General features: G+C 59.8%; 10 protein-coding genes. 5 read left to right on the top strand and 5 right to left on the bottom strand.

From position 1 onward, the window contains the following. Positions 1 to 64: 64 nt before the first annotated feature. The 5 genes from N2600_RS17680 to N2600_RS17660 form a co-directional block, all read right to left on the bottom strand. Complete coding sequence (locus N2600_RS17680; protein ID WP_260056624.1) at positions 65 to 1,534, bottom strand: hypothetical protein; 1,470 nt, start codon at positions 1,532 to 1,534, stop codon at positions 65 to 67. Positions 1,535 to 1,659: 125 nt separating this feature from the next. Then, on the bottom strand, positions 1,660 to 3,042 hold the full coding sequence (locus N2600_RS17675) for a polysaccharide biosynthesis/export family protein (protein ID WP_162117904.1): 1,383 nt from the start codon (positions 3,040 to 3,042) through the stop codon (positions 1,660 to 1,662). 5 nt (positions 3,043 to 3,047) lie between these two features. Continuing rightward, a complete protein-coding gene (locus tag N2600_RS17670; protein WP_260296940.1) occupies positions 3,048 to 4,070 on the bottom strand; it encodes a glycosyltransferase family 2 protein in 1,023 nt (340 codons plus the stop codon). Next, entirely contained in the window at positions 4,067 to 5,824 is a 1,758-nt protein-coding gene (locus N2600_RS17665; RefSeq protein WP_260296939.1) for a GumC family protein, read from the bottom strand. Before N2600_RS17665 ends, N2600_RS17670 begins: the two co-directional genes overlap by 4 nt. A gap of 116 nt (positions 5,825 to 5,940) precedes the next feature. Beyond that, a complete protein-coding gene (locus tag N2600_RS17660; RefSeq protein ID WP_017965906.1) occupies positions 5,941 to 6,642 on the bottom strand; it encodes a sugar transferase in 702 nt (233 codons plus the stop codon). Positions 6,643 to 7,115: 473 nt separating this feature from the next. On the opposite strand from N2600_RS17660, the gene N2600_RS17655 reads away from it, so the two are divergent. The 5 genes from N2600_RS17655 (at position 7,116) to N2600_RS17635 (ending at position 12,878) form a co-directional block, all read left to right on the top strand. After that, entirely contained in the window at positions 7,116 to 7,853 is a 738-nt protein-coding gene (locus N2600_RS17655) for a Crp/Fnr family transcriptional regulator (RefSeq protein WP_026154330.1), read from the top strand. Then, positions 7,853 to 9,199, top strand: coding sequence for a glycosyltransferase family 4 protein (locus tag N2600_RS17650; protein WP_260296938.1), 1,347 nt, complete (start codon positions 7,853 to 7,855; stop codon positions 9,197 to 9,199). The genes N2600_RS17655 and N2600_RS17650 overlap by 1 nt, the downstream gene beginning before the upstream one ends. Continuing rightward, positions 9,196 to 10,440, top strand: coding sequence for a glycosyltransferase family 4 protein (locus tag N2600_RS17645; protein WP_017965903.1), 1,245 nt, complete (start codon positions 9,196 to 9,198; stop codon positions 10,438 to 10,440). Before N2600_RS17650 ends, N2600_RS17645 begins: the two co-directional genes overlap by 4 nt. A gap of 78 nt (positions 10,441 to 10,518) precedes the next feature. After that, a complete protein-coding gene (locus N2600_RS17640; RefSeq protein WP_260296937.1) occupies positions 10,519 to 12,000 on the top strand; it encodes a lipopolysaccharide biosynthesis protein in 1,482 nt (493 codons plus the stop codon). Positions 12,001 to 12,050: 50 nt separating this feature from the next. Then, the gene (locus N2600_RS17635; protein WP_162117910.1) at positions 12,051 to 12,878 is read left to right on the top strand and encodes a glycoside hydrolase family 16 protein; all 828 of its coding nucleotides are present in this window, start codon (positions 12,051 to 12,053) and stop codon (positions 12,876 to 12,878) included. The last annotated feature ends 27 nt before the right edge of the window (positions 12,879 to 12,905 follow it).

Genomic DNA, 12,905 nt, shown 5'->3' with positions numbered 1-12,905 from the left:
GCCGGCACGCCAACGGCTTGATGAGATTGCCATGCTACGCCATGGCGGAGCTCCACAGCGGGCGTCATCGTGTTGAAAACATCGGCGCTCTCATCAGAGATGTCGATGTCCCCAGTGGGGTCCGGTTGGCAAGCGATCGGGTCGCGCGGCGTGGCGAGGTATTGGTTGCCGCCAGGCAGCCGGCCGCCAGGCCGGCCGTGGTGCTGAACAGCAAACCGAGATCGGTGCCGCTTCCCGATATCGCCGCCGAGGCGACCTGGGCGATGGATGCCATCACCGCCGCGTTTCCGATCGCGTGCATCTCCCGATTGCCTGACCTATGCCGGCCGGAGGCTCTCACGAGGCTGTACAGGAAGGCGGCGAAGAGAAGAGTGCCGGTCAATCCGACATTGGAGAGCAATGCAGCGATGAAACTCGAGGCTCGAACCGTGCCGAGCCCGGCGCCGAAGGTGGCAGTATCGACGAATGCGATCAATGCCAGCGTGTTCCAGGCAGTGCGCTCTTCGCCGGATTGCGATTGAAGCTTGTCCGACAAGGTGGTGTTCACCAGGCCGGCGATCGAATCCCACGCATCGGGGACAAGGCTGAGCGCGACGATGGCGCAGGGAATCAAGAACAGCGTGATCACCAGGAGTGCCACGTGCGGGGTCGTGGCCGGGCCGCCGATCAGTCGTTTCAAGCAATACAGCACGAACATGCAGACAACGAAGATGCCGGCGATATAGGCGGTTGTCGACGTGCAAAGGACGATCGTCGGGCCGATAAAAAGCGTTGCAAGTCCGGCCATGCGGCTTTGGACGCGCTCCAGCCAAAGCATGAGCGTGAAGGAAAAATAGGTCAATGCGACCGCGCCATAAGTGCTTGCTTCGGGAAACGGACCGACGATGCGTTTGAAGCCGCTGATCGTCTCGGCCGTATGCATCGTATAATTCGCATTTCTGATGACATCGAGCAGGTAGGACTGGTCGGTCAGGAACGTTCCGATATCGACCAACGCCAGGGCAAAACATGCGATCGAGGCCACGATCAACTGCAGTGCGATGAAACGGGCATATCCGAGCCTGGTAAGCCCCGAGATGGCAGCAAAGCAGGCCAGATCGCCGAGCAGATAGACGGACTGGCTGAGATTGGACGAACCCGGCGACAAGGGAGCGGCCACCGTCGACATCATGCCCGTGGCGTCTCGTGCAGAGGAGTAGACCAAGGTCGCGCCCGCAAAGATGCGGGGCAAGAAGAAAGAGGATGCTACGGAAAACAGGATGTAGCAGGCAAACCAGAAACCAGGACCCGGATAGGCGAGACTGGTCAGCATGGCCTGTGTTTGAGCCGGGCGTAACAGGGCGGCGGCCACGAGAAAAAGTACCAGTAGATGGCTTGGCTGGATGCTGCTGCCGCCGAGCGCGGGCAATTGGAGAGCCGCTGCGGCCCCCAGCAGCGTCGATAGGCAAAGGGTCGCCACCGCAAAACGCGCGCCGTTGACCATGCCGAGCAGGCCAAGAAGCAGAACGATGAAACCGATCGGTTCTATCGACATGCTTCAGACCCCGATCCGGACGGCAAGCGGCAGAGGCATCGGTTTTGCCGAAGACCGGCATCCGCCTTTCGGCGCGATGCTTGAGGCGGAAGCCGCCAGCTGTCGTCGATGCTCACAACCGCCCCCTAATTCGATCCCGTCTGGGATATCCAGCCGGCAGCCGCTTGATTATCGCCTGCCACATTCGACAGCGGGACGGTCGAGCTTTGCTGCGGTGCGGACTGCAGCTGCAGCGGAGGCGACGGCGTCTGAAGGTCGGTGTCGATGCCGATTTCGACGACATCATGCGGCCGCAAGGTGGTCGTCTCGTCCGCCTCGATATTGCGATAAGTCCCGTCTTCGTTGCGACGCACGATCCTGTAGTTCTTCTGCGCTCTGCCAAGACCCGGCGTTTCCGTATTCATCTGGGCGAGTTGCGCGCTGTAGCCAGCCTGCTCGCCCAGAAGCTGGGCCACCTGGATATCGATCGCCGCCCTGCCGATCGCCAAATTGACCTGGTTCAGCAGTTCCTGGTTTTCGCTGTTCTGCCGATTGACGATATTGATCTTCGAGCGGTCGGCTTCGCTGAGCCCCTGGCGAGCCGTGGTCAGGGCGACTTCGAGATCGATCAGCGTGCCTTGCGCATCCGCGACCCCGCGGTCGACCGAGACCTGACGGGAATTGCTGACCAAGCCCTTGCTCACCAGGCTGTTGACATTGTCCAGTTCCTTCTGCGCCAGGTCGATCTGCCGTTTTTGCGAATTGATCTTGGCCTCGAGAGACTGGACCTGCTGGCCGTAGAGACGGCTGAGGTCGCTTGCCGCTTCGATCTGGCTTTCGATATCGACGCGTCGCAGCCGCATCAGGTTCAATTCCTGCGCCTTCAGCTTATCCACATCGGGCGTTCCGGCGAGCTCGGCAGGGATCTCGAAACTCTGTTCGCCAGCAATCTCGGCGCGCAACCGCGCCTGGCGCATCAGAAGATCGCGCCGGTTGAGAATGGCGGTTCGATAGGCGCCGGCGGCCTGGATCCGGTCGCGCTCGAAGACGGTATTTTCCTCACGCTCCCGAAGAAAGCCGCCAGCGATGCTGACGGCCTTCATGACCGTCATATCAGCCTCAAAAGCATAGCGCCCAGGGGTCTGCACGGTTCCGGTTACGAAGATCGGTGCATGTTGAGCGATCTCCACCGCGATGAACGGTTTTCCCGGCAGTTCGGCCTTTTCGGAGAGCGCAGTGGCGATCGCATCGGAAACCTGTTCCGTCGTCTTGCCGATCGCCTGCACCTGGCCAGCGATCGGGATCGCCAGATTGCCGGTATCATCGACCGTATATGTCCCGCCGAGTGCCTCCCAGCTCGCATACCGGGCATCCGAAGATCGCCATTCGACGACACGCAGTCGCACCTGATCTTCCGGCACGAGCGTATAGTTTTCCGCATGAGCGACGCTCCAGCCGGTTACGCAGGAAGATACCAGCAAGGCAAGGGCGGCGGAGATGAGGCGATCGGACAAGGATGTGCGCTGCATGTCTGCTATCTCCTTTTCGTTGCGATCGGCGGCGAAGGCAGCTCGCGCGGCGAGGGATTGCCGAATTCGAGAATGCGGGACGGAGAGGCGCGGCCGATAAGAAGATCGGACAGGGCCAGCAAATTGCCGTTCAAACGTCCCCAACGGTCGACCAAGCGATCATTGAACAACAGGCCCCGCGTATTCGCCAGGATGTTACGGCTGATCTGTGCAACGGCACGGCCCTTCGACATCGTGCCCTTCCGGGTCAGGTAGACAGGATTGGCAACCTGCGAATAGCCGAGTCTTCGGCCGGGCTGGCGCCCGGATCTGACGCCGAGGTGCACCCCGCGGGCACCTTCGACACGGACGGACCTGCCATAGCGGGCGATGGACCGACTGAAATCGACATCCTCGAGCCAGCCGTAGAGCGGCAATTGTTCATCGAAGGCCAGCGCGTGCTCGAGAATGGGTGAAAGGCGAACCGCCATATTGCATCCGTAGGCGTTATAGACATCCGTCACCTGCACGGCTCCTTCGGCCGCAGTTTCAAGAACCTGCAGAGCGTTTGACATGCTGAGGCCGCCGTCGAGGATGCCATCGGCCAGAACTTCGCCGGTGGCGATCGCCACGTCGGGGTTTGCCGCAAAGACGGCCGCCATCCGCGACAGGAAGGTCGCGGCGGGAATGAAGTCGTCATCCAGGAAGATCAGAACATCCGTATCGGCAGCGGCCGCCTGGATGATCCTGTTGCGCTGAGAGGTCAAGCCGCGGCTGCCGACGGTGACTTCCACGTCGCGCCGGTCGGCGAGCCCGGCTGCGTCGTCGATCACGGGCACGCAGACGATCAGCCGGTTGGCCTGATCCTGCAGGGCCGTGAGATAATCCACCGTCTCCCGCAGTATCGAGGGCCGGCCGGCCGAAGCGATCCCGACGGCCATTCGCAACGGGCGCTTCGCGTGCCCGGCTATGGCTTCAGCGCCGCAAGGAACAGGCGCCGGTCCGATCGGGCTGTCCTGCCTGGTTGCTCCTGCCGAAGGTGAGGTCATGACTCTATTCTTTTCGGTGCATGATTGATGATCGCGCCGAGGATCTCCGCGCCGACATTCCGCAGGGTGTCGATGACGCGCATGGTGTCGTCGATCGAGGTGCGCCCGTGCGACGTGACCACGAGGACACCGTCCAGTTCCGGCGCGATCGCATTGGCATCCGGCGACGCAGAGAATGCGGAAATGTCGACGAATATGGCGTCGAACTCCTTTTTCAGTTCGGCGAAACTCAACTGCGTGCGGCGGGAACTGAGGCGTATGGCTGGCGTCACCGCTTCGACTTTGCCGAGGGGAAGAAATCTCAGCGTCGGGGTGAGGGCCAATGCCGCCGTCTGGATCAGTTCGCCATTTTCGAGAACGTCGACGAGACCTGTGGAACTATGCGGGGCGATCGATTTGCTGAGCGACGATTTCTGTGCGGCTGCATCGATCAGCAGCGTGTGAGCGCCTGATATCGAGGACAGCACCGCAAGTTCGCATGCTATGGTCGACGCCCCGCCGCCGGGATTGACGGCGACGATTCCAATGACGACCCGGCGTTTGCGCCGAAGACCGACGACCGTCGCGCTCAGTTCCGCCATGCCCGGTATGACAGGATAGGCGGCTGTGCTGCTGCCAGCACCGGCAGCAAGGAAACGTGCAGGATGACTATTGCGGATCCGCCTCGATGTCGCCAGCAAAGTGACAAAGGGCAGTCCGCCGGATTCCGCGATCTGATGGGGACGGATGATCCGGCGATCGCCGGCGTGCCTGATCATGGCGAGTGCCAGCCCGACGCCAAGACCAACCGCCGACGCAAAGGCGATAATGAGCGCGCTGCGTGGTCTGGCCTTCGAAAGCGGCAGTGTGGCCTGCGAGACGATCGTGGCATCGGACACCGGGTAGGTGATGCGCTGCCGGGCTTCCGTCAACTGATTCAAGGTATTCTCGTAGAGGGTGCGGCGGGCGTCCGTTGCACTCTGCAGCTCCGCAAGCTTGAACTGATCGCGCGGATTGCTCGTGAAGCTGGCCAGGGCGCTGGCAGCTTCGGCCAGTCCACGCTGCTGTTCGCTTACAAATCTTGCCAGCCATTCGCTGTATTGGCGGGAAGCATTGGCCTTCATCGCGATATTCTTCTGGATATATTGCCTGGCGAGCATATCGGCGATGTCGACGGCCCTTTGAGGGGTCGACGCAGCAGCCGAGATCTCGATGATCGTCGAACTCCCGACCCGGCGTATTCCTATCATGTTCAGCAGAGTAGCGATGGCCCGATCCTGGATCCGATCGTCCTCCGCCTGCGGCTGTGCCTGGCGCGGCCCTGTGCCTACTGCTTCCTGCGATTCCGGATCCGATTCAGAAGAAATCCCCATCAACCAGTTCTTTGCCCTATCCTGCAGCGAAGGCGCCTGATCGACAAAGCCAGGATCGGTATCGAGACCAAGTGCCCTTACCGTTTCGCCGATGACGTCGCTGGATCTGGCGATCTCCAGCTGTCCCTCTATGAATGCGTCTTCTGCGAAAGACCTTTGTGCTTCGGTGCCGCTCACCTGCGGGAAGATCACAAGTTGCGTGCTGGCAACGAAAGTCGGCTCGGCGCTCAGCACATAGATCCCCGCCATCGCGAGGAAAACGAACGTCGTCGCCACAATCCACCGCCAGCGCATTCTGAGAAAGAAGAGCATATCTCGCAAGGTCAGCGGCGAATTCCCGCCAGTGGCTGCGGCGGGCAGAGATATCGGAGAAACACCGCTGAAGATCGTGCTGGAGGTCATGTCGTCCTAATCCAAAATGGCGAGATCACGGAGTAACCAGGGAGTGGCAGCTTGGAGGGGGACGGGGGCAGCGTGTCTTCCGATTTCAAGCATGGTCGGCAGCTTCCCTTGAATGCTCAGTAAGAGCCGCGCTGCGAAAACAGAGCGGGAATGGTCTTGGCGATGATGACGAAGTCCCGGCCGAGCGACCAGTTGGCGAGATAGTGAACGTCGAGGGAAACCCGGTACTCATAACTGACATCGTTGCGCCCGCTGGTCTGCCAGTGACCGGTCAGGCCCGGGCGGACGGCCATGTAGGCCCAAATATGCTCGCCGTAGCGCGGCAATTCCTCGGCCGTGATCGGCCGGGGGCCGACAAGGCTCATGTCGCCACGCACGATATTGATCAGCTGGGGGAGTTCGTCGATGCTCGACCGCCTCAGGATCTCGCCGACGGCTGTAACCCTCGGATCGTCCTTCAGCTTGCGTGTCTCTTCCCATTCGCTTCGCGCAGCCGGGTTGTTTTGCAGCAATTCGGCAAGTTGAGCACTCGCATCGGTCTTCATCGTGCGAAACTTGAGGCACCCGAACGGCGCTCCGCCGACGCCGATACGCGTATGGGAGTAGAAGACCGGGCCACGGTCGCTCATCTTCACGATTATTGCGACGATCAACAGAAGCGGGGAAAGGAGGATCAGCGCCGTGATTGCGATGAAAAGGTCTATCGCGCGCTTCGACGATCTGCCTGCGGCACGAGGCCGGGACGAATGGAGATCGCCGTCTTTCGCGGACCGTCCGACACGCGACCAGGCCTCGAAACTATGTGCTTCCCATGTCATCGATGGTCTCCAAAACATTCCGATTAAGAACCGTTCAAAGTTTGCTGCGCCGCACTCTGGTTGTCTGTTACCAAGGTCATAATCCTTAATAAATTGTTTATGCTACTAACGGGCAATCGAGAGTTTGGATTACACCATGACGGCCTTCTTTTCATTTCAAACGACGATCTAAGCTAATTCGGGACGATTATCTTCTGATACTTATTTATCAGTTTTGATATCACCATTTCGATTATTGCTGTTTTTAATTCAGTAAGCCATTTTAATAGGCGGTCATATTCGATCAAACGGCGGTTTTTTGGCTCAACTGAGATTTTGAATTCAGTTCGTGATGTATATTTTGTTTTGAATCTAAATAGATGTTTTATCTTTACGTCAAATTTCGCTGATGTTATTTGACTCTCATATTAAGGCAATATAAATGATGCAGTGCAGCATTTTCTATGGTTATTCGAGTATTCGGAGTTATGCGCATGGATGGGGCGACACACACATCAGATCGCAGGGCCGGCATCGGCAAGCCGGCGATATCGGCTAACGGCAGCATTCATCTCAACAGCCGCATCGTCATCGACGACGAATTTCTTTCCTGCCGGTCGAGCGTCCGGCGGTTCCGGCGCGGCGAAGTCATCGCCGGGGCCGGCGTCCTCGTCGATACCTTCGCGCGCGTCCATTCGGGGGTGGTCAGCGCCAGTACGATGCTGCCCGACGGCAGGGAATTCATCGTCGAGATTATTCCGAAATCCGGCCTCATCGGCGAGCTCGAGGTCCTGCGTAGGCAGACGTTGAGTCTCGAATACCGCGCCGGTTCCAACTGCGAACTGCATTTCTTCGAAGGCCGGCTGCTGCGCGATATGTACGCCAGCGATCCAAGCTTTCGCGAAAAGGTTTTCTCCAGGGCGCTGGCGCGTATTTCAGAGCTTGAACTCCGGATCATTGCCAATGCGGCATCGAGCCTGCAGTCGAGGCTGGCCAGCACGCTGCTGCGGCTCTCCGCTGTTTATGGAAAAGATGCGGCAAATAGCGGCGACGAACTAATCATCTCGCAAAATGACCTGGCCGCGACGCTGCCGGCGTCCCGCGAGAAGGTCAATCAATGCCTGCGGCGCCTGCGGGAAAACAAGATCATCGACGGCGGGCAGGGCAAGATCCGCATTCTCAACCGCAAGGCGCTGGAGGCCTGTGCCAACGGCGCGGTTTCGGTGAAGTGATGCGCCCATCGCTTCCCGAGGCTCTCCGATCCGCAGCAAGCGTCGGCCGTTTTCCCGGCCCAGGCACGACAAAGATCGATCGCGTGGTCATCGTCGACGACTATTCGGTGGCCAGAGGCGGCGCGACGGCGCTGGCGGTGCTGTCCGCCAAGCTTTTTCGGGGGCTCGACATCCCCGTGACCTATATTTGCGGGGATGACGCCGCCAATGTGGAGCTTGTCGCGCTCGGGGTTTCGATGGTCGGTCTGAACAGCCGCGACCTGCTCAGCGCCGAGCGTGCGAAGGCTTTCGTGACCGGCATTCACAACGGCGCCGCCATCCGTATGGTGGCGAACTGGATTGCCGCAAACGACACCGCCAATACCGTCTACCATGTCCATGGCTGGCACCAGATCCTGTCTCCGGCGATTTTCAGAGCACTGGCGCCGGTCGCCGGACGATGCGTGGTTCACGCGCATGATTTCTTTACCGCCTGCCCCAACGGCGCCTTCTTCGACTATCAGGCACAGGAAATCTGCCTTCGACGCCCGCTCGGCGGAAGCTGCATTGCGACGGCTTGCGACAAGAGAAGTTATTCCCACAAATTGTGGCGGGTCGCCCGCGGCTCCAATATCCTACGGCTGCTGAAGGATCAGGCCGATTTCGGCCGAATCATCCTGCTGCACGAGAAGATGGCTGGTTTTCTCGTCGGCGCCGGATATCGGCCCGAACGCCTGACGACGATCCGCAATCCCGTTGCTCCGCTATCCATCAATCGCATCGAGGCGGAGGCCAACGACGAATTCGTGTTCATCGGGAGGCTGGATGAGGAGAAGGGCATAGAGGACGCCGTGGCCGCCACGCGCAAAGCCGGCGTCCGGCTCTGCGTGATCGGGGACGGGCCGCTGATGCCGCTGGTCGCAGCTTCAGGAAATCACGTCAGGGCCGTCGGCTGGCAGTCGCATGCGGAGATCGGCCCGATCATCCGCAAGGCGCGCGCACTGTTGATGCCGTCGCGCTATCCCGAGCCGTTCGGTCTCGTCGCTATCGAAGCGGCGAGGAGCGGTCTGCCGGTCATCATGTCGCGCAGCGCCTTTCTCGCCGAGGAAATGCAAAGAGCCGGCATGGCGCTTGCCTGCGATACGGCTGACGAAATCGCCTTTGCCGATACTTTGACGAGATTCAGCCAAATGCCGAGACATGAGGTCCGCGCCATGAGCGAGCGGGCTTTCCGGCTGTCGCCGGATCTCGCCTCGACACACGAGGAATGGCGCGACGCGCTTCTTGCCGAATACCAGAGCCTGATTTCGGCGAATGTGGTTCCCGAGCTGACAGACGGTGTGGTGATACAAGGAGTATTGAGTTGACTCTTAAAGCAACAACCTCTCTTCCCGACGCGAGGGCATTTCTCGGCGATGCCCCTGTCATGGCGAAAAGACGTGTCACTGATGCCGGAGGCGCGAGCGACACAAAGCAGCTTCGTGTCGCCATCGTGCATTATTGGCTCGTTTCGATGCGCGGCGGCGAGAAAGTCGTCGAAGAGCTGTGCCGCATGTTTCCGCAGGCCGATATCTTCACCCTCGTCTGCAACCGGGATCGCATCAGCGATTTCCTGAAGACGCGGAACATCCGCACGTCCTTCCTGCAGAAGATCCCCGGCGCGCAACGGCATTATACCAAGATGCTGCCGCTGATGCCCTTCGCGCTCGAGCAGTTCGATCTGCAGGACTACGATCTCGTGCTGTCGAGTGAATCCGGACCCGCCAAGGGCATCATCACGCGCGCCGACGCGCTGCATGTCTGCTACTGCCACTCGCCGATGCGCTACATCTGGGATCAGTTCCATGTCTACCGTCATGGCCTGCCCTGGGTTGGGCGCGCTTTGATGTCGATCACCGCGCCCATGCTGCGCGCCTGGGACGTGACGACGTCCTCGCGAGTCGATGTGTTCGTCGCCAATTCCGATTATGTCGCAAGCCGCATCCGCCGCTTCTACGACCGGGAATCCATCGTCATCCATCCGCCCGTTGCGACGGACGATTTTGCGGTGGGGAAGGGAAAAGGCGAATTCTATCTCTATGCGGGTCAGCTGACCACCTATAAGCGGCCGGATATCGCCGTTCGCGCCTGCACCGAGGCCGGGCGGAAGCTGGTCGTGATCGGCGAGGGAGAACAATTGGCTTATCTGAAGTCGATCGCCGGACCGACCGTTGAGTTTCTCGGCCACCAGCCCTTCAACATTCTGCGCGACCACCTGTCGCGATGCCGCGCGCTGTTGTTTCCGGGCACGGAGGATTTCGGCATCCTTCCGGTGGAAGCCATGGCATCCGGGCGGCCGGTCCTGGCTTTCGACGCCGGCGGTGCCAGAGAAACCGTTTCCTCGCCGCAGGTCGGTTTTCGCTTTGCGCAGCAGACCACGGAAGCTCTGTTGGAAACGATGGCGGCGTTCGAAGAGGTGGAGGACGATATCGATCCGCATGCCATCCGCGCGCACTCGCTGAAATTCTCTTCCACCGTGTTCCGCGACCGTCTGTCCAACCTGATCGAACAACAACTGTCCACCCATGGCGACCGATCCGCCGAGGTCTTCAGAAGACGGCCGGGCTGACGGAAAAGGACGGAGCTGCCTGTTTGCCGCTGCCACCGAAACCGTCTCAATCCGTCGACGAGGAATAGAAGATAGATCATGTCAAGCGTATCTCAGAAGACGGCGACGGCGAGTATCTGGACAATCGGCGGAAAATTCCTGGCGCGACTGCTCGATTTCGTCAGCCTCCTGGTCCTCGCAAGGCTTTTGAGCCCAGCGGATTTTGGCCTTGTCGCTATCGCGACCTCGGTTCTGGTCATCGTCGAGACAATCCTGGACCTGCCGCTGACGCAGGCCCTGATGCGCCAGCCGTCGCCTTCTGACGATATGTTTGCCACGGCCCTTACCCTCAGCCTGCTTCGAGGCGTGGCCATCAGCATACTGATGATGATCATTTCCTGGCCAATGGCTCTGATCTACGACGATTCCCGGCTTTTCTCGCTTGTCGCCGTGCTCTCCATCGCGCCTGCGATGCGCAGTGTGATCAGCCCACGCATGGTTCTGTTCATGCAACGGTTCGATTTCAAACGCGAGTTCGCACTCGATCTCATCACCAAGGGTTCGACACTGTTGTTCGGTGTCGGGGTGGCGGTCGCGACCGGCAGCTATTGGGGACTGGCGATCGGCGCGGTTGCAGGCCCGACCGCCGCGGCGATCACCTCCTATGTCTTTGCGCCGATGCGACCGAGGTTCAGCCTTTCCGAGTGGAAGCACTTTCAGGACATGATCAGCTGGAACACCGTGTCGCAGGTGCTGAGTTCGATCAACTGGCAACTGGACCGGCTGCTTTTGCCACGCTTTACCGGCTTGTCGACGTTCGGCGCCTTCAGCGTCGCCGACAATATTGCCGGTATTCCATACCAGACCTTTGTTGGGCCATTGTTGCGCCCGCTGATGGCGGCATTCTCGACCGTCGATGACCGTCGTAATCTGATCACTGCCTATCTGAAGGCGACGAACGCGATCACCTTCGTGGCCGCGCCCATCCTCATCACGCTGGCGCTTCTTGCCGAGCCGGCCGTACGGATCATCGTTGGCGAGAAATGGGCATCCGCCGCGCCGATTCTGCAATGGCTGTGCATCGTCAGTCTGCTCGGTCTTCCGACGAATATGATGCCGCCATTGGCCATGGTCCTGAATAAGACCCGTTATCTCGCTCTCCGGATGTTTGCCGAGTTCGCCGTCAGGGTTCCGGTCACCGTCCTGGGCATCGTCTATTTTCAGGTGGCAGGAGCATTGGGCGCGCGGATCGTGGCGGTGCTTGTCGCCTATGCCGCATCGCTCATCATCACGCGGCGGCTGATCGGCGCGACGTTTGCCGCTCAGTTGAACGCTTTTTTGCGGCCTCTGTCCGCGAGCTTGCCGATGATCGCTTTCCTGCTGTGGATGGAGCCGATGCTCGCCGCCATGCCTGTCGGCCTAAACCTTGTCGTCGGCCTGGCGCTTTGCGGCGGGGCAGCAGTCGCGATCTTCTGGGCCTTCGCGCTGTTGCTGTGGCAGGTTGTCGGAAGGCCAGACGGCATCGAGACCATCGTCGTCCAAAGGCTCATGCCGCGACGAAACGGGGTTCTCACCTTTTGATCGAGACAAGTGTAGTCCAACGATTGGTTTGGCGTTTTCGGAGGAGCAGGATGCGTTACGGGATATCTTCTAAGGCTCTGGGTTTGCTCATTGTTCTCGGCCTGGGGGCGTTGCCCGGGCAGCCCAGCGTGGCTCAGCAACCACTCAATATCAATGCGTACCAGCTAACGTTCGAGGAAAGTTTCGACAGTCTGGACGTCTCGGCCTGGGGGGAGAGAAGCTCCCGCTGGATCGCCCATACGCCCTGGAACGGCGATTTCGGTGACGCCAGGTTCACAGACCCGGCGCCGGGCTTTCCGTTTACCACCGATCAGGGAATTCTGAAGATCGAAGCGCGCAAGGAGGCCGATGGAACTTGGCGCTCGGGCCTGTTGTCGTCGGTGAACCCGAAAGGCGAAGGCTTCTCGCAGCAATTTGGTTATTTCGAAGCACGGATGAAGCTGCCGCCGGGCAAGGGTGTCTGGCCGGCCTTCTGGCTCATCGGGCTTGACCGGTCGAAATACACCTCCGAGATCGACGTCCTGGAATATTATGGACGCGCGCCCTACGAATTCAGCATGGGCTTTCATATCTGGCGTCAGAGCCAGGGCGGCCAGAACACGACCGGCGGCCATTGGCAAACCGTTCAGGACGGAATTTTAAACAGCGAATACCACACTTACGGCGTCGATATCCAAGCTGACAAGACGAGCTTCTACTTTGACCGTCAGTTCATCTGGAGCTTCGATACGCCGAAGGAGTTCCACATGCCGTTCTATCCGCTGGTGAATCTGGCGCTCGGCTCGGGTTGGCCGATCGATGAAACGCCGAACCCTTCCATCCTGCTCGTCGACTATATTCACGTCTACCAGCGGAAGCCCACTGAGGCAGCGAATTGAACAATTGAGGGGAAAACCGTTCTGTCG

This window comes from Rhizobium sp. WSM1274, from assembly GCF_025200775.1.
In the GTDB taxonomy this organism is placed as follows: domain Bacteria; phylum Pseudomonadota; class Alphaproteobacteria; order Rhizobiales; family Rhizobiaceae; genus Rhizobium; species Rhizobium leguminosarum_I.
The sequence above is the reverse complement of the archived record's forward strand: the minus strand, read 5'-3'. Positions and strand labels throughout refer to the sequence as shown.

Bases quoted from the DNA above. Each gene is read 5' to 3' on its own strand.
- N2600_RS17665 (WP_260296939.1), bottom strand. From the start codon at position 5,824: ATGACCTCCAGCACGATCTTCAGCGGTGTTTCTCCGATATCTCTGCCC.
- N2600_RS17655 (WP_026154330.1), top strand. From the start codon at position 7,116: ATGGATGGGGCGACACACACATCAGATCGCAGGGCCGGCATCGGCAAG.
- N2600_RS17670 (WP_260296940.1), bottom strand. From the start codon at position 4,070: ATGACCTCACCTTCGGCAGGAGCAACCAGGCAGGACAGCCCGATCGGA.
- N2600_RS17650 (WP_260296938.1), top strand. From the start codon at position 7,853: ATGCGCCCATCGCTTCCCGAGGCTCTCCGATCCGCAGCAAGCGTCGGC.
- N2600_RS17660 (WP_017965906.1), bottom strand. From the start codon at position 6,642: ATGACATGGGAAGCACATAGTTTCGAGGCCTGGTCGCGTGTCGGACGG.
- N2600_RS17680 (WP_260056624.1), bottom strand. From the start codon at position 1,534: ATGTCGATAGAACCGATCGGTTTCATCGTTCTGCTTCTTGGCCTGCTC.
- N2600_RS17635 (WP_162117910.1), top strand. From the start codon at position 12,051: ATGCGTTACGGGATATCTTCTAAGGCTCTGGGTTTGCTCATTGTTCTC.
- N2600_RS17675 (WP_162117904.1), bottom strand. From the start codon at position 3,042: ATGCAGCGCACATCCTTGTCCGATCGCCTCATCTCCGCCGCCCTTGCC.
- N2600_RS17640 (WP_260296937.1), top strand. From the start codon at position 10,519: ATGTCAAGCGTATCTCAGAAGACGGCGACGGCGAGTATCTGGACAATC.